Genomic DNA, 21,278 nt, shown 5'->3' with positions numbered 1-21,278 from the left:
GTCGTCGGGATAAGTATTATCCGCAAGTTTCATTAATACAAAAGCGTTGATTCCAATTCTGGACAACGCCTCGCAAACTTTTCTGTGCCGATAAAGATTTCGTTGCTGCCGCGATCACAGCGTTAAAGGTTACATGTAACCTTTAACGTCATTTGTTTTTAAAACAATAAGATAGCTGGATAAGGTCGCGCTTGCCCTGCTAATTTTAATGCTATGACGCACCCTGAGTGCGCGGTTCAATAAGAGAGAACGACATGAAACGAGCCGTGAACGCCCTACAAAATTTCGGAAAATCATTGTACGGACCTGTACTTATCCTGCCGATAGTCGGTCTGTTCATTGCTTTTGGTAATGTATTAGGTAATGGCGCCCTTGCCGGGTATCTGCCATTCCTCGGCCATCCACTGATCCAGAGCATCGGCCAGCTGATTTCAAAATCCGCCGTCTCGGTGCTGGTCAACCTGGCGCTGGTGTTTGCCGTGGGGATCCCCATCGGTCTGGCAACGCGTGACAAAGGTTACGCGGCGCTGATCGGCCTGGTGACCTTCGTGGTGTTTATCAACGCCATGAACGTGACCATGCAGCTACAGGGGGCGCTGGCTCCCGCTGATCAGATGAAAGCTGCCGGGCAGAGCATGGTGCTGGGGGTACAGGTGCTGGAGATGGGCGTCTTTGCCGGGATCCTTACCGGGGCGCTGTCAGGTTATCTGTATAACAAATACTCCGGCGTGCAGTTTAACGGCGCGATGGCGATCTACTCGGGGCACTGCTTCGTCGCCATCATTATGCTCCCGGTCTCGATGCTGCTGGGGGTGGTAATGAGCGAGCTGTGGCCCTTTGCCCAGCACGGCATCAGCGCCATGGCCTTAGCCATTAAAGGCTCCGGGGCGTTTGGGGTGGCGATTTACGGCTTCCTTGAGCGCATCCTGGTGCCGACCGGTCTGCACCATCTGGTCTATACCCCTTTCCTCTATACCGAGCTGGGCGGCACCCAGGAGGTCTGCGGCGCCACCTATCAGGGCGCGCGCAATATCTACTTTGCCGAGATGGCCTGTCCGGAGGTGAAGCAGCTCAGCAGCACCGTGGTATGGGATGCCCGCGGCATCAGCAAAATGTTTGGCCTGCCTGCCGCCGCGCTGGCGATGTACATGACCGCGAAGCCGGAGCGTAAAGCCGCGGCGAAAGCGATTCTGATCCCGGCGGCACTCACCTCGCTGCTGGTGGGGGTGACCGAGCCGATTGAGTTCTCCTTCCTGTTCGTCGCCCCGCTGCTGTTTGTGGTTCACGCGGTGCTGACCGGGATCGGCATGATGCTCTTTTATCTGCTGGGGGTTCACGCCATCGGGGCCAACGGCATCATCGATTTCATTCTCTATAACCTGCCGCTGGGCACCGAAAAATCCAACTGGCCGATGTACATCCTGGTCGGGTTGATCATGTTCAGCCTCTACTTCGTGGTCTTCCGCTTCCTGATCCTGCATTTCCGCATGAAGACACCAGGGCGTGAAGAGGAAGATCAGGAGACCCGTCTGTACAGCAAACAGGAGTATCAGGCGAAAGGCAGCAATGATGGTCTGGGCGAGGCGATTGTCGTCGGCCTCGGCGGACGCGAAAACATTGAGGTAGTAGACAACTGCTACACCCGCCTGCGCGTCACGGTCAAAGACGTAGCCATCATCGACGAGCCGCGGCTCAAGGCGACGGGCGCGAAAGGCATTATCAAGCAAGGTAACAACGTTCAGGTGGTCTACGGGCTGCATGTCAAAAAAATGCGAGAAGCGGTCGAGACGGTTCTCTGAAGGAGATAAACATGATTACCCCCCCATTTATTCTCTCTATCGCCGGTGGCGGCAGCACCTATACGCCCGGGATTGTGAAAAGCCTGATGGTGCAGCTGGACAAATTCCCGCTGGCCGAAATTCGTCTCTACGACATCGATGAAGCGCGGCAGAGCACCATCGCGCCGGTGGTCGAGAAAGTGATTCGCGATCACAGCCAGGACATTAAGTTTAGCGTCACCAGCGACCCGGAAGTGGCGTTCAGCGGGGCCCATTTCGTCTTCGCCCAGATGCGCGTCGGCCAGTACAAAATGCGCGAGCAGGATGAGAAGATCCCCCTGCGTCACGGCGTGGTCGGCCAGGAGACCTGTGGCCCGGGCGGACTGGCGTACGGCCTGCGCACCATCCTGCCGATGGTTGAGCTGATCGACATGGTTGACCGCTATGCCCATGAGAAGGCGTGGATCGTTAACTACTCCAACCCGGCAGCCATTGTTGCCGAAGGCGTGCGTCGCCTGCGCCCGGAGGCCCGGGTACTGAACATTTGCGATATGCCGGTGGCGGCGATGCGTAACATGGGAGCCATTCTGGGCGTGGATCGCCACAAGCTGGAGGTGGACTACTTCGGCCTCAACCACTTCGGCTGGTTTACCCGCGTGCTGGTGGACGGCGAGGACAGGCTGCCGGAGCTGCGTCGCCATATCGCCAGATTTGGTCTGCTGACCGAAGATGCGGCCAAAACCGACCCGCAGCACTCGGATCCATCGTGGGTGAAAACCTGGCGCAACATCAAGCCGATCATGGATAACTTCCCGGAATATCTGCCGAACCCGTATCTGCAATACTACCTGATGCCGAACCAGATCGTGGAGCACCAGAACCCGGACTACACCCGCGCCAACGAAGTGATGAACGGACGTGAGAAAAAGCTGTTTGCCGCCGCGGAAGAGTATAAACAGACCGGGATCCTGTCGGATGCCTTCCACGTGGGAGTGCACGGCGAGTTTATCGTGGATGTGGCCCGCTCGCTGGCGTTTAACCTGCGTCAGCGTCATCTGGTGATGGTGGAAAACCGGGGGGCGATTACCAATCTGCCGTACGACGCGATGGTTGAGGTTCCGGCGTATATTACAAGCGAAGGGCCTGAGCCGATCCGCATCGGTCAGGTGCCGCTGTTCCACCAGACCCTGCTGCAACAGCAGCTGGCCTCGGAGCAACTGCTGGTAGAAGCCACCATCGAAGGCAGCTACGAAAAAGCGTTGCAGGCGTTCACCCTGAACCGCACCGTGCCGACGATGGAGCATGCCAAAGCGATCCTGGATGAGATGATCGAGGCTAACCGGGAATACTGGCCGGCGCTGCAAAAAGCCTGGCAGGATGGGGAAGCAGTGAAAAAATAAGGGCTTGCTCGCGAGTTGAACGTGGTCCGCTTGTCGGTGTCAGAAAAAACACCGACAATCCATCAATGGATTCATTAATGGAGGCACCCATGTCCACCTCGTATTTTGTCTCAGCCGACTGGCTGATTGAGCACAGTGATGACCCTGAAGTTCAAATCATTGATGCTCGTATGGCTCCTGCCGGTCAGGAACACCTTCGCGATATGCCCGCAGAATACCGCGCCGGACATCTGCCGGACGCGGTATTTTTTGATATCGAAGCGCTCTCCGATCATACCTCTCCCCTGCCGCACATGATGCCGCGCCCGGAAGCCTTTGCCGTGGCGATGCGCGAGCTGGGCATCAGCCGCGATAAGCATCTGGTCGTTTACGATGAGGGTAACCTCTTCTCCGCTCCGCGAGCATGGTGGATGCTGAAAACCTTCGGCGTGGAGAAAGTGTCGATTCTGGCGGGCGGTCTTGCCGGCTGGCAGCGGGCTGAGCTGCCTCTCCAGCAGGGCGATATCTCTCTGCCGGATGGCGATTTCGAAGCCACCTTCGATGCCGGGGCGATCAAGCGCGTCACCGACGTGCTGCTGGCAAGCCACGAGCAGACCGCGCAGATTGTCGATGCCCGCCCTGCCCCGCGCTTTAACGCCGAGGCCGACGAGCCGCGCCCGGGCCTCAAACGCGGCCATATCCCCGGCGCACTTAACGTGCCGTGGGGCGATCTGGTGTTTGAAGGCGAACTGAAAACCACCGACGAGCTGCGGGAGATTTTCTCTCGTCAGGGCGTGGATCTGCATCAGCCGATCGTCGCCAGCTGTGGCTCCGGGGTCACCGCCTGCGTCGTCATTCTGGCGCTGGCGACCCTCGGCAAAACCGACGTCACGCTGTACGACGGGGCGTGGAGTGAATGGGGTGCCCGGGACGATCTGCCGGTTGAACCGGCTCAGTAATGGATAACCGTCTGGCGACACTGTTAACGCGTGGGGAGTCTCTGACCCGCGCAGAGTATCGCGTGCTGGCCCATCTCACCGAACATCCCCTGCTGGTGGGCCAAATCACCGTGCGGGAGCTGGCGCAGGCGACCTTCGTCTCTACCGCCACCATTATGCGTCTGTGCCGCAAGCTGGGCTTCAGCGGCTTTAGCGAGTTCACCTGGCACTGCAAGCAGCTGCTGAGCGATACGCCGCACATTGCAGCTGAAGCCAGCCAGACGGCGGAACTCCCCGCACTGTTTAATCAGTTTATTGCTAATTATCAGCAGACCCTGCAGTGGGCGACACCGGAAAAACGTCGCCGCTTTGGCGAACTGCTGCGGGAGAAAGAGAGCTTCTTTCTCTACGGGGCGGGCTTTTCCTACCTGTTTGCCGAGTACCTGACCAAAAAACTGCAGGTGCTGGGCAAGACGGCGTTTATCTCCGGTCCTGGCGACAGCCGCAATATTTTTCTCAGCAACGCCTCGCGCTATCAGGTCTTCATCGCGGTGTCGCGCAGTGGCGAAACGGAGCAGGTACTGGATAAGGCGCGGATCGCGCAGAACGTGGGGATGACGGTGGTGGCCTTTACCCGGGCGTCGGCAAACACGCTGGCGGGGATGGCGGATCTGCATTTTGCGCTGTACGACGAAGCGGTGCATTTCGCTGCCGAGGCCGCAGGGGTGACGTCGTTTGAGTCGAACCTGGTGCTGCTGATGGATTTACTGCTGCTGGAAGCAACGGGGTGAAGATCACCCCGTGATGGTTCAGATAATGCGGTTGTTTTTGAAATCGCGCAGGAAGCCACCCCAGCGACGTTCATAGAACGGCGTGATGTGCTCGGTGATAAAGTGGCTGATGCCCTTCTCCCCTTTCACCACCTGACAGATATCGATCGGTTCGTCGCCCGGCAGGGTATCGGTCGCCACGCTGCCTGTCGCCTGGATGATCTCCTCGATGTCGCCATCTGCCTCAATGCCAATCAGCAGTACCGGCTGTTCGTCAGCCTGCTCTTTGATGGAGCAGAGAAACGCCCGTTTCACCGGTTTGAGGGTTTTAAACAGGGTGGTCAGGGAGTCGATCATCTGCGCCGGTGGCTCGGCCACTTCCGACAGCAGCAGAGATGCACCGCCCTCCAGCACCTCCTGAGTGCTGAGCGGGTTGCCCTCCTCACCGATCAGATGGCTGATTTCGCGCGGGGTAAACTCTTTCCCGGTCGGCAGTTTGGCATTCAGGAACAGGGTTTCGCCCAGCGTCATCTCAAACAGCGTACGCACCGGCATCACCACGAACGCCTGCTCATCTTCAACCGCTTCCTGCAACGCTTCCAGGGAGGAGAAGAACGGGATAACCGAGGTGCCATCATCCTTTTCCCAGTGCAGCAGATCCAGGGCGCTGTCCTCAACAACCTGCTCACCTTCCGCGGCGGTGCCGGGCACCCAGACGGTGGACTCCAGCAGCGTGCGGAAAAATGCCGGACGATGAGCGGGCTCGGTGGCCGCTTTCTCCAGCAGGGTTTCTAATTCGTTTTTGGTTTCTGACATAGACTCACAACTTCAAAAAACGCCGGGTGGCGCTTCGCTTACCCGGCCTACAAAACCCGTAGGCCCGTGCAAGCGTAGCGCCGCCGGGCAATACAATGACTCCGTAGGCCCGTGCAAGCACAGCGCCGCCGGGCAATACAATGACTCCGTAGGCCCGTGCAAGCACAGCGCCGCCGGGCAAGCCAATTACTCTGCGGTCAACAGGTTCGCAATGGTGCGCACGCCCAGACCGGTGGCACCAGCAGACCACTGCTCAACCGCTGCTTTACGGTAGGTGGCGGAGCAGTCGATGTGCAGCCAGCCTTCGTGATAGTTCTCAACGAAGTGCGACAGGAAACCGGCGGCGGTGCTGGCACCGGCCGGATAGGCCGCGCTGGCGGTGTTGTTCAGTTCGGCAAAGTTCGACGGCAGTTGGCTGCGGTGGAACTCGGCCAGCGGCAGACGCCAGAACGGCTCGTTCTCGGCAGCGGCGCTGGCCAGCAGACGGGCCGCCAGCTTGTCGTCGAAGCTGAACAGGGCATGGTAGTCGTTGCCCAGCGCCGTTTTCGCCGCGCCGGTCAGGGTCGCCATGTCGATGATCAGCTCAGGTTTCTGCGCAGAAGCATCAATCAGGCCATCGGCCAGCACCAGACGGCCTTCGGCGTCGGTGTTCATCACTTCGACGTTCTTGCCGTTGCGGTAGCGAATGATATCGCCCAGCTTGAAGGCATTACCGCTGACCATGTTGTCGGCGCAGCACAGGTACAGCTTCACGCGCTTGTTCAGGCCGCGGGTGATGGCAAAAGCCAGCGCGCCGGTAATGGTAGCCGCGCCGCCCATGTCGGACTTCATCGAGTCCATGAACGCGCTCTGCTTCAGGCTGTAACCGCCGGTATCGAAGGTGATGCCTTTACCCACCAGGCAGGCATACACCGGGGCTTGCTTGTCGCCGGTCGGGTTGTAATCCAGCGCCAGCAGAACCGGCGGGCGTTCAGAACCACGGCCTACGGTGTGCAGACCCATGTAGTTCTGCTCGCGCAGATCTTCGCCTTTAGTGATGCGATAAGACATCTTGTCGCCAGCGACGTTGCTCAGCAGATCCACCGCGCGCTGCGCCAGCTGCTCCGGGCCTAACTCTTCCGCCGGGGCGTTAATGGTGTCACGCACCCAGTCGATGATGGTCAGACGGCTTTCCAGCTCTTTCTGTGCCGCCGCGTCGAGGCTGGCCCACTCAATTTTACGGGTGCCTTTCGGGCCTTTGTAACCTGACGAAAAGGCCCAGCTGCGATCCACATCCCAGCCTTCGCCGTCGAGGGTGACATGTTTAATGCCCAGACCGTCAATTTTACGCGCCGCGCGCTGGATCAGGCCTAAATCGTCGCTGCCGTTCAGGTGCAGGGTAATACCGTCGTTATTAATGCTGTAAGTCGCTTTTTCACCCCAGCGCGCATCGGCAGGCTGAGTAGAGAGCGTAATCTTCATCGCTTCGGTCATTTTTATTTATCCTTATTAGCAACAAGCAAACGGGCCGCCTGAAGGCAGCCCGTAACGTTTTTATTCTGCTTCGTCTAACCAGACTAGCAGAATCGCCTCCAGAACTTTTTCATTGGATGCGTTAGGATCGTCGTCAAACTCTTCCAGATCGCAAATCCACTGATGCATATCGGTGAAGCGTACGGTTTTCGGATCGAGATCCGGATTAGCGTCGTACAGCGCCTCGCCGATTTCACGGCTGTCTGTCCACTTCAGTCCCATATTAATGCTCGCGTGCGTGGTTAAGCGTATAACGCGGAAGTTCGACCACCAGATCTTCATCGGTGACGCGCGCCTGACAGCTCAGACGACTTTCCGGCTCCAGACCCCATGCTTTATCCAGCATGTCATCTTCATCTTCTGTGCTCTCCGCAAGAGAGTCAAAGCCCTCGCGGACGATGCAGTGGCAGGTCGTGCAGGCACAGGATTTTTCACAGGCGTGTTCCACTTCGATACCGTTGCGCAGGGCAACGTTAAGGATGGTTTCGCCAGTCTCAGCTTCCAGAACTGCACCATCCGGACAGAGGTCCGCATGAGGCAAAATAACAATCTTTGGCATATTAAACCTCGTCCACGGAGTGGCCTTTCAGCGCGGTACGGACAGACTGGTCCATACGGCGTGCGGCGAACTCCTGGGTTTGTTTATCAACGTTTTTAATCGCTTGTTCTATGGCGTCAGCGTCATCGCCTTCCGCTACCGCGCTCAGTTGCGCGACGGCGTCGTCAATGGCCTGACGTTCAGCGGCGCTTAACAGCGCGGCATCAGCAGTGAGTGCGCTGTTCAGGCTTTCCAGCACGCGTGCGGCTTCAACTTTCTGTTCAGCCAGCATGCGCGCCTTCACATCCTGCGCAGCAAAACTCATTGAGTCCTGAATCATGGTGGCGATTTCGCCATCGGTCAGACCGTAGGACGGTTTCACCTGGATGGAGGATTCGACACCGGTCGATTTTTCCATCGCCGTGACGCTCAGCAGGCCGTCCGCATCCACCTGGAAGGTGACGCGGATATGCGCCCCGCCCGCAGGCAGCGCCGGAATGCCGCGCAGCGCGAAACGCGCCAGCGAGCGGCAATCCTGGACCAGCTCGCGCTCGCCCTGCAGGACGTGGATCGACATCGCGGTCTGGCCGTCTTTGAAGGTGGTGAACTCCTGCGCACGCGCCACCGGAATGGTGGTGTTACGCGGGATCACCTTCTCAACCAGGCCACCCATGGTTTCTAAACCGAGGGACAGCGGGATGACGTCCAGCAGCAGCATTTCGCTGTCCGGCTTGTTGCCGACCAGGATATCGGCCTGGATGGCGGCGCCAATGGCGACCACTTTATCCGGGTCGATAGAGGTTAATGGCGTGCGGCCAAAGAACTCGCCCACGCGCTCACGCACCAGCGGCACGCGGGTCGAACCGCCGACCATCACTACGTCCAGCACCTCTTGTGCCTCGACGCCTGCATCTTTCAGCGCGCGACGGCAGGCCAGCAGAGTGCGCTTCACCAGCGGGGCGATCAGTTCGTTGAACTGCTCGCGGCTGATGTCGCCTTTCCAGCCTGCGATCTCAACGGTCACGGACGGGGCATCGCTGAGGGCGATTTTGGCGGCAATGGCGGCGTCCAGCAGCTGACGCTGCAGGCGCGCATCACTCCGATCGGTAATCCCCGCCAGCTCACAGATATGATCCGCCAGCAGGTGGTCAAAGTCGTCGCCGCCGAGAGCAGAGTCGCCGCCGGTGGCCAGTACTTCAAACACCCCGCGGCTCAGGCGCAGAATGGAAATATCGAAGGTCCCGCCGCCGAGGTCGAAGACGGCAATCACCCCTTCCTGACCGGAGTCGAGGCCGTAGGCAATGGCAGCCGCAGTCGGCTCGTTGAGCAGACGCAGCACGTGCAGGCCCGCCAGACGCGCCGCGTCTTTGGTGCCCTGACGCTGGGCGTCATCGAAATAGGCCGGAACGGTGATCACTACGCCATCCAGCTCGCCTTCCAGGGTCGCGGTCGCGCGAGCGGCCAGCGCCTTAAGGATATCGGCAGAGACACGGATCGGGTTGAGTAAACCGGCAGTGGTGGCGATCATCGGCAGGCCGTTTTCACTGGCCTGCAGCTGATACGGCAGATGCGGGTAACGACTCTGGATGTCTGCCAGGGAACGGCCCATCATGCGTTTTACCGAGCTGATGGTGTTGGCAGGATCCTGTGCCGCATTGGCGCGGGCGTCGTAACCCACGCTGTGGCCCTGGGGCTGATAGTGGACCACAGACGGCAGCAGGTGTTGACCCTGCGCATCCGCCAGCGTCTCAGCCTGGCCGCTGCGCACGGTCGCCACCAGCGAATTGGTGGTGCCTAAGTCGATGCCTACCGCCAGACGACGCTGGTGCGGTGCGGCACTTAAGCCCGGCTCACTAATTTGTAATAAGGCCATAATTGCTTCCGAAATTAAAAATCGAGCAGCTTTTCTTCGAGTTGTTCAGCACTGCTTCGCAGTTTATCGAGAAAACGCAGCTTGCGCACAGTGTCCGCCGCCACATCCCACGTCTCGTTATTCAATTGGTCAACCATCTGCTGATGGCGGGCATCGAACATCCCTTTTACGCGCTTAATAAAACGTTCCAGACGCGCTTCGTCTTTGGCCTGGTCGATCTCATCCAGCTCTTCACGCAGCTCCAGCTGTTCCATCAGGAAAGCGGTGTCGCGGACGGTGTGTTGCTCACTGGCGAGATCAAACCCATGAAGCGAGAGCAGATATTCTGCCCGGCTCAGCGGATTGCGCAGGGTTTGCCACGCCTGATTGATGGTCGCAGAGTGCTGCACCGCCGCCAGCTGTTCCGCCTGAGTGCCGCTGGCGAACTTATCCGGATGGTACTGACGTTGCAGATCCTGGAAACGGGCCGCCAGCGCCTGAGTATCAATTTCATACCCGGCTGGTAACCCAAAGAGGGTGAAGTAATCCATAACAATCTCAGGGTTAGCTGATTAAAACAAACCCCACACACAGTCTGGCTGCGGTGGGGTTAGCAGGTGATACGCAATTAGACGTGGAAGCTTTCGCCGCAGCCGCACTCATCTTTCACGTTCGGGTTGGTGAATTTAAACCCTTCGTTAAGGCCTTCTTTGACAAAGTCCAGCTGAGTGCCGTTCAGGAACTGCAGGCTTTTACCATCGACCACTACCTTCACGCCTTTGTCTTCGAACACGGTATCTTCCGCCGCAGGTTCGTCAACAAATTCCAGTACATACGCCATACCGGAACAGCCGGAAGTGCGTACACCCAGTCGCAGGCCAAAGCCTTTGCCACGGTTTGCCAGGAAGGAGCTTACTCGCGCGGCAGCGCTGTCGCTAAGGGTAATCGACATAACAACCTCAACTAATTATTTTGCTTCACGTTTGCTTTTGTAATCCGCGATTGCGGCTTTAATCGCATCTTCCGCCAGGATAGAGCAGTGAATTTTCACCGGCGGCAGTTCGAGTTCGTCAGCAATATCGGTATTTTTAATTGCCTGCGCTTCGTCCAGGGATTTGCCCTTCACCCACTCGGTGACCAGGGAGCTGGAAGCGATTGCGGAACCGCAACCGTAGGTCTTGAAGCGCGCGTCTTCAATGATACCTTCATTGTTGACTTTAATCTGCAACTTCATCACGTCGCCACAGGCTGGTGCACCCACCATGCCGCTGCCCACGCTGTCATCACTGTTGTCGAAGGAGCCCACGTTACGTGGATTCTCGTAATGATCGATAACTTTTTCGCTGTATGCCATGTTGAATTCTCCTTACAAACCGATTAGTGATGTGACCATTCAATGCTGTTCAGATCCACGCCTTCTTTGAACATTTCCCACAGTGGAGAAAGGTCACGCAGACGGCCAATGGAGTTGCGAACCAGCTTGATGGTGTAGTCAATCTCTTCATCGGTAGTGAAACGACCTAAAGAGAAACGGATAGAGCTGTGTGCCAGTTCGTCGGTCATGCCCAGTGCGCGCAGCACGTAGGACGGCTCGAGGCTTGCGGAAGTACACGCAGAACCGGAGGAGACGGCCAGGTCTTTCAGGGCCATGATCAGCGACTCGCCTTCAACATAGTTGAAGCTGACATTAAGAATGTTTGGTGCGCCCTGCTCGAGATCGCCGTTCAGGTAGACCTCTTCCATATCCTTCACGCCTTCCCACAGACGGTTACGCAGCGTACGCAGGCGTGCCATCTCGGTTTCCATCTCTTCTTTGGCGATACGGTAGGCTTCACCCATCCCAACGATCTGGTGAACAGGCAGAGTACCGGAACGCATACCGCGCTCGTGACCGCCACCGTGCATCTGGGATTCGATACGGATACGTGGCTTACGACGCACGTACAGCGCGCCAATGCCTTTCGGGCCATAGATTTTGTGGCCGGAGAAGGACATCAGGTCCACTTTCAGCTGGCTCAGGTCGATAGGCAGTTTGCCCACGCTCTGGGTCGCATCCACGTGGTAGATGATACCGCGGGCACGGCACAGTTCGCCGATGGTAGCGATATCCTGCACCACGCCGATTTCGTTGTTCACGTGCATGATGGAGACCAGGATGGTGTCATCACGCATGGCCGCTTCGAGCTCTTTCAGGTCGATGATACCGTTGCGCTGCGGTGCGAGGTAGGTCACTTCAAACCCTTCACGCTCCAGCTGACGACAGGTGTCCAGCACGGCTTTGTGTTCGGTTTTGCTGGTGATGATGTGCTTGCCTTTTTTCTGATAGAAATTGGCCGCACCCTTGATCGCCAGGTTATCGGATTCGGTCGCGCCGGAGGTGAAAACAATTTCACGCGGGTCAGCGCCAACCAGCTCGGCAATCTGATTACGGGCGATATCTACCGCCTCTTCAGCATGCCAGCCAAAACGGTGAGAACGGGAAGCCGGGTTACCAAAGTTTCCGTCCAGGGTCAGACACTGCATCATTTTCTCGGCAACACGCGGGTCCACCGGCGTGGTTGCGGAGTAATCGAGATAGATCGGTAATTTCATTGCTCTTTAAACTCCGTACATCGCTTCAATGCAAGGAATCAGGCAACCGGCTGGATGTACGACCGAGTACGCGGGGCGAGTAATGCCCCGGCCTGATTCTGAAATACTTATTTTTTATTACGCGCGTAATTTGACGTCGATAGCGTCCTGCGCGCGGGTATTACGTTGGGACTCGTGCGAGTGCTGACGACCAGAGACGTCCAGCACTTCCTGGTTGTTAACCAGTTCACCAATGGTGATGTTATTCAGGAAGCCGGTCAGACGGTCGCTCAGATCGCGCCACAGCGCGTGAGTCAGGCATTTATCGCCGCCCTGACAGCCGCCTTTACCCTGGCAACGGGTCGCGTCGACGGATTCGTCAACTGCGCTAATCACTTCGCCAACGGCAATACTGCCCGCGTCTTTACCTAACAGATATCCGCCGCCAGGACCGCGGACGCTGGAAACCAGGCCATTTTTACGCAGTCGGGAGAAAAGCTGTTCCAGATAAGAGAGGGAGATTCCCTGACGTTCAGAAATATCAGCCAACGGAACCGGGCCCGATTCGGAGTTGAGCGCAACGTCCAGCATCGCGGTCACGGCATAACGCCCTTTAGATGTCAGTCTCATGTCTTACTTAACCTCAAACTCGCCCCTGCCCGGGGTTTTTATTGTAAAGTGGGGGTATTGCATAGCAGGGCCAAGTCTGACATTCCCGACTAAATTGGTCAACTATTTACTTGACTGTTTTAGTCAGGTATTTAACCTTCTGTGCGCTCATCAGTTTTTGCCCGGCGGCGCTTCGCTTGCACGGGCCTACGGTCCTGTAGGCCGGGTAAGCGCAGCGCCACCCGGCACCACCGCATTACTCTTTATTCTTCTGCTCAATCGACGCCAGAATACCGCGCAGGATGTTCAGCTCCTGGCTTTCCGGACGCGCACGGGTAAAGAGACGGCGGAGGCGATTCATCACCTGTCCCGGATGCCCGGCGCGGATAAAGCCGGTGCTGAGAAGGGTCTGCTCCAGATGACCATAGAAACGCTCCAGGTCATCCACCAGCGGATACGGGGTCTCTTCTGGCGCGGCGTAGGTCTCTTTCTCCTGGGTTGCCAGCCATGCCATACGTACTTCATAGGCAATAACCTGCACGGCCATCGCCAGGTTCAGCGAGCTGTACTCCGGGTTAGCGGCAATGGCGACGTGATAATGGCACTTCTGCAGCTCATCGTTGGTCAGCCCCACGCGCTCACGGCCAAACACCAGCGCCACTGGCGCATGCTGACCTTCGGAAACGCTTTTCAACCCACATTCACGCGGATCGAGCATCGGCCACGGCAGAGTGCGCGAACGCGCGCTGGTGCCAACCACCAGGCTGCAACCCGCTAAGGCTTCATCCAGGGTATCAACGATCTGCGCATTGCCAATGACGTCGCTGGCACCCGCGGCGAGCGCGATAGCCTGCGAGTCGGGTTTGACCAGCGGGTTAACCAGCCAGAGATTGGTTAAGCCCATGGTTTTCATCGCGCGGGCCACCGAGCCCATATTGCCGGTATGTGAGGTTTCGACCAGTACGATTCGGATATTTTGCAGCATAATTTTTTTACGTTTGAATTCAGTGTCTGAAGAATATTCGCCCATGCTACCATAAACGGAAGACATAATCCGATCCCGCTGCTATACTCTGCGCCGTTTTCGTATCCCCCGTTCTTTAACATCCAGTGAGAGTAACCGATGCAACATCCTATGTTGACCATCGCCGTGCGCGCAGCGCGCAAGGCGGGTAATGTAATTGCCAAACACTACGAAACTCCAGATTCCGTAGAAACCAGCCAGAAAGGCAGCAATGACTTTGTGACTAACGTCGATAAAGCCGCAGAAGCGATGATTATCGAAACCATTCGCAAATCTTACCCGCAACACACCATCATCACCGAAGAAAGCGGTGAGCACGTGGGCGAAGATCAGGATGTTCAATGGGTTATTGATCCACTGGATGGCACCACCAACTTCGTTAAACGTCTGCCCCACTTCTCTGTTTCTATCGCCGTACGCATCAAAGGCCGTACTGAAGTGGCGGTGGTTTACGATCCAATGCGTAACGAACTGTTCACCGCCACCCGCGGTCAGGGCGCACAGCTGAACGGCTACCGTCTGCGCGGCACCAACGCTCGCGATCTCGACGGCACCATCCTGGCGACCGGTTTCCCGTTCAAAGCCAAACAGCACGCACCTGCGTACATGAAAATCCTGGGCAAACTGTTCACCGAGTGCGCTGACTTCCGTCGCTCCGGTTCTGCTGCGCTGGATCTGGCCTACGTTGCCGCTGGCCGCGTGGACGGTTACTTTGAGATTGGCCTGAAGCCATGGGACTTTGCTGCTGGCGAACTGATTGCTCGCGAAGCAGGTGCTCTGGTGTGTGATTTCACCGGCGGCCACAACTACATGCTGTCTGGCAACATCGTTGCAGGTAACCCACGTGTGGTGAAATCCATGCTGGCGAACATGCGTGACGAACTGAGTGAAGCGCTGAAGCGTTAATTCTGTGAATATTGCCCGGTGGCGCTTCGCTTACCGGGCAATATTGCTAAAACGGTCGCATCCCCCGCCCTACCGGCACCGCACTGATCCACATCATCACCGCCGCCACCAGCAACACCACCCCACCGGCTAGTGCCAGCGTTGTCCACCCGATCTGTCGCCACAGTACAGGCGCTTTATTACCGCTAAGCCTGACCGCCAGCTGACGAAAACCGTGCACCAGCAGCGCCAGGGAAGAGATAGTGAGCCCCGTTCCCGCCGCCATGGCCAGCGCCGAGGCCACGCCCCAGCTGAACACCCCGATCACCTTACTGAACAGCAGCACCATGATCGCCCCGGAACAGGGTCGCATCCCCATCGACAGAATAATCATCATCCGCGCCCGCCAGTCGTCAGCGCGCTGGATCTGCGTCGGGCTCGGCAGATGCTGATGGCCGCAGCCGCAGTTGGCGTCGTGCACGTGATGCGGAGTAAAGGCTTTAAAGGTCGGTTTACGCAGCAACGCCCGCAGTTTTTTTAGCGCCCGCCAGCAGAGCATGAATCCCAGCACGCCCACCAGGGCATAGCTTCCCTTCTCCAGCCAGAAGCTGCTCATATGCAGATCCCGCGCCGGGAGCTGCAACAGGGTTAACACCCCCACCACCAGGGCGATCGCCACCACACCCTGTAATAAAGAGGAGGCCAGGGTTAAGCCGATGCTCGATTTCAGTTTTGAGGGATGGGTGGCAAGCCAGGTGGCGATCACGATTTTGCCGTGGCCCGGCCCCAGGGCATGCAGCACGCCGTATAAAAAGCTGAATACCAGCAGCGACCCGCCCGCCGCCGTCGGATTTTCGGCCACCGCCTTCAGCAAGCCGCTCATCTGCTGATTGACGTCCCGCTGCCAGAGAATGCTCTGACGCATTACCTGCGGCCATGCCTGCCACAGCCAGATGGCCCCTGACACCGCCACAAGCAGAAACAGCGCCAGCGGCCAGAGATCCGCTACGCGGCGCGCGCGAATTACTGACATTGTAAGGTCACCGTCTGGGCAAACTGTTTGCCGAGATCCATATCTTCCGGGGGCGCATCGTCTTTATCCAGCGAGCTGGCAAAACTCAGCGTCTCATCGCTGGGCTCCGGGGTATCGATGGTGAGGGCGCAGCTTTTTTGCAGCTCAGCGGGCAGCGACACATCGTTATCCTCGGCGTAGCTCATGTCCACGTAGTAGGAGGGATCGAAGGTGGAAAAGGTATATTTCTGCCCGGCCAGCGGCTGCGGCTCCGCCAGCGGCAGGATAAAGGTCAGCACCGCCTGATGATCAACGCGGGTCATACCGTACTGGGTGGGCCGGTTGAGGAATTTCACCTTCTCCCCGTTGTGCCAGAACTCGGTAAAGTAGTGCTGACCGAGCACGTTGGCCATCACCTCTGCCGCCAGCTTCTTCCAGATCTCATCCCCCGGCTTTGCGTTTCCGGCATCATAAAGCAGATCGGCGGAGGTCAGCTCATCCATCACCCAGCGCATCTTCAGCCCGGTAAGCTGGTCGTCTTTCACCATGATCTGAGTTTTCAGGGTGATAAAGCTGTGAGGGTGCGCGGCGGCGGCAAAAGACAAAACCGCCAAAAAAAGCGTCGTTGCGCTGCGTTTCACTGTTTGCATCTCTTCCTCACGTCAAAAATTCTGTGATGTTCACCCGCATTCCTGAAGGAAAGCCCGGCATCCTGTGCTATGGCGTAGATCCTTTAGCTATTCTTATCAAACACACTCACTGGAACCCGACAGATGATGACGACTCTCGAAATGCCATCTGCACTTTCCAGTTCGCAGCGCCGCTGCCAGGTTCTGTTGATGCTCTATGTGCCAGGATTCCGTGCCAACCTGCAACGCATCGGTGAAATCAATGGTGTCGATGATGCCCTCTGCCGGCAGGATATCGACGAGATGCGCATGGAGATCCAGCGCTATCACCAGCTCGACATTGCGACACAGCATGATGGCTGCTACCTGCTTGAAGGTAGCCACCTGAACCAACGTTTATGCCTGCTGCACTGGTTGCGCCGGGCGTTACGCCTCTGCCCCCACTTCGTCGCGCAGCAGTTTACCCCATCTCTGAAAATCGCGCTAAAGCAGCTCGGCATCGCCCGCACTTTATATGACGATACCAACCTGCGGGCGCTGATTAATTTTTGCTCCCGCCGCCTGCAGCGTCAGTTTGAATCCCGGGACACGCAGTTTTTGCAGCTCTATCTGCAGTACTGCCTGCTTCAGCACCATCTTGGCCAGAGCCCGGAATTTTCAGTGATCCAGCGCAACTGGACCCAGTCACGCAACGAATATCTGATGGCGCAGGAGATTGTGCGCCACTGGCAGCGCCGCGTGGCGCTGGTGCCCCACGCCGATGAGCAACCTTTCCTGGCGCTGCTGTTTATGATGCTCCGCACGCCGGATCCCCTTCGCGATGCGCACCAGGAAGATGACCGGCTGCGCCGCACCATCACCCGCATGATCGCCCGCTTTCATGGGCAAACCGGCATGCAGTTCAGCGACGAGAAGGGGCTGACCGATCAGCTTTATGTGCATATTTCCCAGGCGCTGGACCGCTCGCTGTTTGGCATCGGTATCGACAACAGCCTCCCCGAGGAGATCCACCGCCTCTATCCGCGCCTGATGCGTACCACCCGGGAGGTGCTGTTCGAGCTGGAGTCGGAGTTTGGTCTGCGCTTCTCCGAGGAGGAGTCGAGCCTGGTGGCGGTGATCTTTGGCGCCTGGCTGATGCAGGAGAGCGATCTGCATGAAAAACAGGTGGTGTTATTGACCGGGGAGGATAAAGCCTGCGAGGAGCTGATTGAGCAGCAGCTGCGGGAGTTAACCCTGCTGCCGCTGAACATTCGTTATGTGACGCTACAGGCCTTTCAGAAGGAGGGCGCCCCGCGCGAGGCCGCCCTGGTGGTCACGCCCTACACCACCGCCCTGCCGCTGTTCTCACCGCCGCTCATCCACGCCATCGAGGCGTTGAATGCGCAGCAGCAGGAACATATTCGCGCCATGCTGGAATCTTAGCGCGCTGCCACCCGCGGACGCAGCAGGATCGCGGGGAGCGCCACCAGCGCCATCACCCAGAATACCCCATGACCGAGATGCTGGTACAGGAAGCCGGCGAAGACGGTCATGATCGCAATACTGCCTCCCATTGCCACCGCCGAGTAGACCGCCTGCAGGCGGATCACATCGCTGCCTTCGCGGGCCGAGATATAACGCATCGCCGCCAGATGGCACACCGTAAAGGTGCCGCAGTGCAGGATTTGCGCGACAATCAGCCACGGCAGCTCGGTAGTCCAGCCCATGATCCCCCAGCGAACAACGCCGCAGACGGCAGAGAGCAGGAGCAGCTCCCGGGCACCAAAGCGGCGGAACAGCCGGTTGCTGAGGGCAAAGATGATCACTTCCGCCACCACGCCCAGCGACCAGAGGTAGCCTACGGCCGAGGCCGAATACCCGGCTCCCTGCCAGTAAATCGCGCTGAAGCCATAGTAAGCGGCATGCGCCCCCTGCAGCAGGCAGACGCAGGCGAGGAAGCGCCAGCTCTGGGCCACCAGCGAGCGCCATGCCGGCCAGCCGGCGCTCTCCTGCTGACGGCTTTCGCCCTGCGGCATCACCGATGGGCGCAGCAGCATCCCAAGCAGCATCGAGGCAATTCCGACGCTCAGCAGGGCCAGAATGGCCTGATAGTCATACAGACTGACCAGCTTGCCCACCAGCGCCGAGCCAATCACAAAGGCGATAGAGCCCCACAGCCGCACCCGGCCATAGTCCATGGTGATCTGCTTCTGCCAGGTATTGGCCAGCGCATCGGTCAGCGGCACCAGCGGCGAGAAGAAGAGGTTAAAGCCCACCATCACCACCACCAGCCAGGCAAACTGCTGGCTAACCCAGAAGCCGGCCATAAACACCAGGGTAAGCAGCGCCAGCACGCGCACGGCTTTGATTAACAGGGAGGGATCGCTGACGCGCGGGGCAATAAGCAGGCTACCGAGAAAACGCGCCACCAGGCCCGAGCCAAGCAGAACGCCAATCATCTCCGGAGTGAGGCCAATCCCTTTGAGCCAGACGCTCCAGAAAGGCAGAAAAATACCGTAGCTAAAAAAGTAGGTGAAGTAGCTGAGCGCCAGCCAGCGCGTGGAATGCAAAACCATGAATCCCTCCCGTTTTGGAGGCGATAGTCTGGCGGTAAAAACAGGCTGGCGCAAGCGGGTATTAACAGCTGATTAACAGGCTCAGGCGGCGCTTTCGACGGCAATCTCCATCGCAAAACGGGTGCTGTCGCCCGGGCCTAAGACCACCAGCCCAGGCTGCCCGGCCATATGGTGAGCGTTGACCGGATGGCTCTGCGGTTCGAGGCACAGGAGTGATTTACCCGACATTCTGAACAGCATCAGCCACGGAGTTTGCGCGGTAATTGTGATATTCATCACATCACGCAGGATCGTTGCCACGCCGTTCCAGCCGGAGTAGCCGACATTCAGCCAGCCATCCCTCCCCTGCCGGGCGGTACTGAAATCGATTTCCGGCGGGATATCGCCCTGCCACGCCAGCGGTAAATGGTGCTCCCCTTCCGGCCAGTAGCCGCTGGCGGAAAACTGCAGGCGGCTGTGTTCGTCAACGTAAAACCATGGATGAAAGCCCAGGCCATACAGCATCGGCTGCGGGCCGAGATGGGTGAGCATCAGCTCCGCCCGCAGAACATGCTCGCGCAACTGATAGCGCAGCACCGCCTGATAATCGAAGCCGCAGTCATGCTGGCGGCGCAGCCTCAGAACACACTCCGTATCGGTGAGCGAGGCCACCTGCCAGGGAGATTGCCAGCCATCGCCGTGCAAAAAGAAGCGCTGGTCCACCGGGCTTTGCGGCAGGGTAATATCCCGCCCCTGAAAGGCAAAGCGATTACCCGCCACCCGGTTGGCCAGCGGCACCATCGGAAACAGCGCGCTGTCGCCCTCATCCCACAGCACGGGCTGCCCGTGGGTGAGGGAGAAGAGTCCCTGCAACCCGCCGCCCTGCGGGTTAACACGCATCCGCAGATGCGCGTTTTCTATCAACAGCAGGTCCATCAGTGTACGCGCCCGGCATCCGCCGTTGCGGCCACTTTGCTGTGCTGTTTCTCCAGCTGCTCCTCCAGCGCCTCCAGGGTCACGCCTTTGGTTTCCGGGACTTTACGCAGAATGTAGAGATACCCGGCGGCGCAGATCGCTCCGTAGAGCAGGAAGCTGCCCGCCGCACCCAGCCCGGCATTGAGCAGCGGGAAGGTGTAGGTCAGCAGGAAGCAGGCGATCCACAGCGCCAGGGTCCCCATCGACATCGCCAGGCCGCGGACGCGGTTGGGGAAGATCTCCGACAGCAGCACCCAGGTCACCGGGGCCAGCGTCAGGGCGTAGATGGCAATCGCCGCCAGCACCAGCAGCAGAACCGGCCAGCCCATGATGTTCATCGCGTAGGCGCTGGCAATCAGCACATAAATAATGGTTAAGCCCGAGGCGCCTAACAGCATCAGCTTGCGACGGCCAATTTTGTCCACCAGCGGCAGCGCGGCGAGGGTAAAGACCAGGTTGATGATGCCGGTCGCCACAATCGACTTCAGGGTGTCGTTGATATCAAACCCGGCCGAGGCGAAGATCTCCTGGGCATAGTTGAAGATGACGTTGATCCCGCACCACTGCTGGAACATCGCCAGCACCATGCCAATAATGACGATCGGTTTGACCTGGGGCTGCAGCAGCGTGGAGTACGCCACTTTCTGGGTGTCTTTTTCCAGGGTGTGGGCGATCTCTTTTAAGGTCTGGCTGGCGTACTCCGGGGTGCCAATACGCTCCAGCATGGCGCGGGCACGTTCCGGCTTGCCGGCCTTCATCAGCCAGCGCGGGGATTCCGGAACAAAGAACATCAGGACCAGGAACGCCAGGGCCGGAACCAGCTCGGCACCGAACATCCAGCGCCAGCCGGTTTGCCCGTTCCAGCTCTGGACGATAGCCTCATGGGTGGCACCAGGTGCCACCGGCTCGGCAATCATCAGGTTAATCAGCTGCGCCGCCAGTACCCCCACCACGATGGTCAGCTGGTTAATGGCCACGAAGCGACCGCGCTTATCCGCCGGGCTGACCTCGGCGATGTAGAGCGGGCTGAGGGCGGAGGCGAGGCCAATCCCCACCCCGCCGACGATGCGATAGACCACGAACATGTCAAAGCTGCTCGCCACCGCCGTGCCCCACGCCGAGGCGCTGAACAGCACCGCCGAGAGGATCAGCGGCCACTTACGGCCAAATTTATCGGCGCACCATCCAGAGATTAAAGCCCCGAAAATACAGCCCACCAGGGCGGAACTCATCGCCCAGCCGGATTGCGCCGGGTCGGTAATCGAGAACCAGGCTTCATAGAAGGGTTTGGCCCCGCCAATTACCACCCAGTCGTAGCCAAACAGCAATCCACCGCAGGCGGCGACCAGACAGATAGTCCAGACGTAGCCCATTTTCAGTTGTGTCTGCGCACTGTTATTCATGTTGATTCCTCTTTAAGGGAAACGCAGGGTACAGAGGGTTAACAGGTGGGTTT

General features: G+C 58.4%; 22 protein-coding genes. 6 read left to right on the top strand and 16 right to left on the bottom strand.

Annotation, left to right across the window (positions count from 1 at the left end; all coding sequences use genetic code 11):
- Positions 1-254: 254 nt before the first annotated feature.
- The 4 genes from LG383_RS02930 (at position 255) to LG383_RS02915 (ending at position 4,886) form a co-directional block, all read left to right on the top strand.
- Positions 255-1,799, top strand: a complete 1,545-nt coding sequence (locus LG383_RS02930; protein ID WP_106994601.1) for a PTS transporter subunit EIIC — start codon at positions 255-257, stop codon at positions 1,797-1,799.
- Positions 1,800-1,810: 11 nt separating this feature from the next.
- On the top strand, positions 1,811-3,178 hold the full coding sequence (locus LG383_RS02925; protein ID WP_166183353.1) for a 6-phospho-alpha-glucosidase: 1,368 nt from the start codon (positions 1,811-1,813) through the stop codon (positions 3,176-3,178).
- 89 nt (positions 3,179-3,267) lie between these two features.
- Positions 3,268-4,116: a 3-mercaptopyruvate sulfurtransferase gene (gene sseA, locus LG383_RS02920; RefSeq protein ID WP_225758288.1), complete on the top strand. Its 849-nt coding sequence runs from the start codon at positions 3,268-3,270 to the stop codon at positions 4,114-4,116.
- A complete protein-coding gene (locus LG383_RS02915) occupies positions 4,116-4,886 on the top strand; it encodes a MurR/RpiR family transcriptional regulator (protein WP_166183357.1) in 771 nt (256 codons plus the stop codon). Before sseA ends, LG383_RS02915 begins: the two co-directional genes overlap by 1 nt.
- Before the next feature lie 18 nt (positions 4,887-4,904).
- Here LG383_RS02915 and sseB read toward each other — a convergent pair whose 3' ends face one another.
- The 11 genes from sseB to trmJ all read right to left on the bottom strand — a co-directional run bounded on the left by sseB (position 4,905) and on the right by trmJ (position 13,748).
- A complete protein-coding gene (sseB, locus tag LG383_RS02910; RefSeq protein WP_106994597.1) occupies positions 4,905-5,681 on the bottom strand; it encodes an enhanced serine sensitivity protein SseB in 777 nt (258 codons plus the stop codon).
- Positions 5,682-5,867: 186 nt separating this feature from the next.
- Positions 5,868-7,154: an aminopeptidase PepB gene (gene pepB, locus LG383_RS02905; RefSeq protein ID WP_106994596.1), complete on the bottom strand. Its 1,287-nt coding sequence runs from the start codon at positions 7,152-7,154 to the stop codon at positions 5,868-5,870.
- Positions 7,155-7,214: 60 nt separating this feature from the next.
- Positions 7,215-7,415, bottom strand: a complete 201-nt coding sequence (gene iscX, locus LG383_RS02900) for a Fe-S cluster assembly protein IscX (protein WP_106994595.1) — start codon at positions 7,413-7,415, stop codon at positions 7,215-7,217.
- A 1-nt stretch (position 7,416) separates the two neighbouring features.
- The gene (gene fdx / locus LG383_RS02895; protein ID WP_106994594.1) at positions 7,417-7,752 is read right to left on the bottom strand and encodes an ISC system 2Fe-2S type ferredoxin; all 336 of its coding nucleotides are present in this window, start codon (positions 7,750-7,752) and stop codon (positions 7,417-7,419) included.
- A gap of 1 nt (position 7,753) precedes the next feature.
- Positions 7,754-9,604 (bottom strand): Fe-S protein assembly chaperone HscA, encoded by a 1,851-nt coding sequence (gene hscA, locus LG383_RS02890; RefSeq protein ID WP_225758287.1) that lies wholly within the window; start codon positions 9,602-9,604, stop codon positions 7,754-7,756.
- 14 nt (positions 9,605-9,618) lie between these two features.
- Positions 9,619-10,134, bottom strand: coding sequence for a co-chaperone HscB (gene hscB, locus LG383_RS02885; protein ID WP_106994592.1), 516 nt, complete (start codon positions 10,132-10,134; stop codon positions 9,619-9,621).
- A gap of 77 nt (positions 10,135-10,211) precedes the next feature.
- On the bottom strand, positions 10,212-10,535 hold the full coding sequence (gene iscA, locus LG383_RS02880) for an iron-sulfur cluster assembly protein IscA (RefSeq protein ID WP_039029731.1): 324 nt from the start codon (positions 10,533-10,535) through the stop codon (positions 10,212-10,214).
- 15 nt (positions 10,536-10,550) lie between these two features.
- Positions 10,551-10,937: a Fe-S cluster assembly scaffold IscU gene (gene iscU, locus LG383_RS02875; RefSeq protein ID WP_004866383.1), complete on the bottom strand. Its 387-nt coding sequence runs from the start codon at positions 10,935-10,937 to the stop codon at positions 10,551-10,553.
- Between the two features lie 23 nt (positions 10,938-10,960).
- Positions 10,961-12,175, bottom strand: a complete 1,215-nt coding sequence (locus LG383_RS02870) for an IscS subfamily cysteine desulfurase (RefSeq protein WP_032613128.1) — start codon at positions 12,173-12,175, stop codon at positions 10,961-10,963.
- A gap of 117 nt (positions 12,176-12,292) precedes the next feature.
- Complete coding sequence (iscR, locus tag LG383_RS02865; RefSeq protein WP_225758286.1) at positions 12,293-12,784, bottom strand: Fe-S cluster assembly transcriptional regulator IscR; 492 nt, start codon at positions 12,782-12,784, stop codon at positions 12,293-12,295.
- A 235-nt stretch (positions 12,785-13,019) separates the two neighbouring features.
- On the bottom strand, positions 13,020-13,748 hold the full coding sequence (gene trmJ / locus LG383_RS02860; RefSeq protein ID WP_106994590.1) for a tRNA (cytosine(32)/uridine(32)-2'-O)-methyltransferase TrmJ: 729 nt from the start codon (positions 13,746-13,748) through the stop codon (positions 13,020-13,022).
- Positions 13,749-13,886: 138 nt separating this feature from the next.
- Here trmJ and suhB point away from each other — a divergent pair, with 138 nt between their 5' ends.
- Complete coding sequence (suhB, locus tag LG383_RS02855; protein ID WP_207630082.1) at positions 13,887-14,693, top strand: inositol-1-monophosphatase; 807 nt, start codon at positions 13,887-13,889, stop codon at positions 14,691-14,693.
- A 46-nt stretch (positions 14,694-14,739) separates the two neighbouring features.
- On the opposite strand, the gene LG383_RS02850 is transcribed toward suhB, so the two are convergent.
- Both LG383_RS02850 and LG383_RS02845 read right to left on the bottom strand, forming a co-directional pair.
- Complete coding sequence (locus LG383_RS02850) at positions 14,740-15,705, bottom strand: nickel/cobalt transporter (RefSeq protein WP_225758285.1); 966 nt, start codon at positions 15,703-15,705, stop codon at positions 14,740-14,742.
- Complete coding sequence (locus LG383_RS02845) at positions 15,696-16,334, bottom strand: DUF1007 family protein (RefSeq protein WP_106994587.1); 639 nt, start codon at positions 16,332-16,334, stop codon at positions 15,696-15,698. Before LG383_RS02845 ends, LG383_RS02850 begins: the two co-directional genes overlap by 10 nt.
- Before the next feature lie 123 nt (positions 16,335-16,457).
- On the opposite strand from LG383_RS02845, the gene csiE reads away from it, so the two are divergent.
- Complete coding sequence (gene csiE, locus LG383_RS02840) at positions 16,458-17,735, top strand: stationary phase inducible protein CsiE (RefSeq protein ID WP_106994586.1); 1,278 nt, start codon at positions 16,458-16,460, stop codon at positions 17,733-17,735.
- Here the strand turns inward: csiE and LG383_RS02835 are convergent.
- The 3 genes from LG383_RS02835 to LG383_RS02825 form a co-directional block, all read right to left on the bottom strand.
- Positions 17,732-18,868 (bottom strand): 3-phenylpropionate MFS transporter, encoded by a 1,137-nt coding sequence (locus tag LG383_RS02835; protein ID WP_106994585.1) that lies wholly within the window; start codon positions 18,866-18,868, stop codon positions 17,732-17,734. The two genes, csiE and LG383_RS02835, sit on opposite strands and share 4 nt — an antisense overlap.
- An 81-nt stretch (positions 18,869-18,949) precedes the next feature.
- Complete coding sequence (locus tag LG383_RS02830) at positions 18,950-19,786, bottom strand: aldose 1-epimerase (RefSeq protein WP_225759497.1); 837 nt, start codon at positions 19,784-19,786, stop codon at positions 18,950-18,952.
- Positions 19,783-21,225, bottom strand: a complete 1,443-nt coding sequence (locus LG383_RS02825; protein WP_225758284.1) for a sugar porter family MFS transporter — start codon at positions 21,223-21,225, stop codon at positions 19,783-19,785. Before LG383_RS02825 ends, LG383_RS02830 begins: the two co-directional genes overlap by 4 nt.
- Positions 21,226-21,278: the final 53 nt, after the last annotated feature.

This window comes from Leclercia sp. Marseille-Q4284, assembly GCF_916618945.1.
Taxonomy (GTDB): domain Bacteria; phylum Pseudomonadota; class Gammaproteobacteria; order Enterobacterales; family Enterobacteriaceae; genus Enterobacter; species Enterobacter tamurae.
The sequence above is the reverse complement of the archived record's forward strand: the minus strand, read 5'-3'. Positions and strand labels throughout refer to the sequence as shown.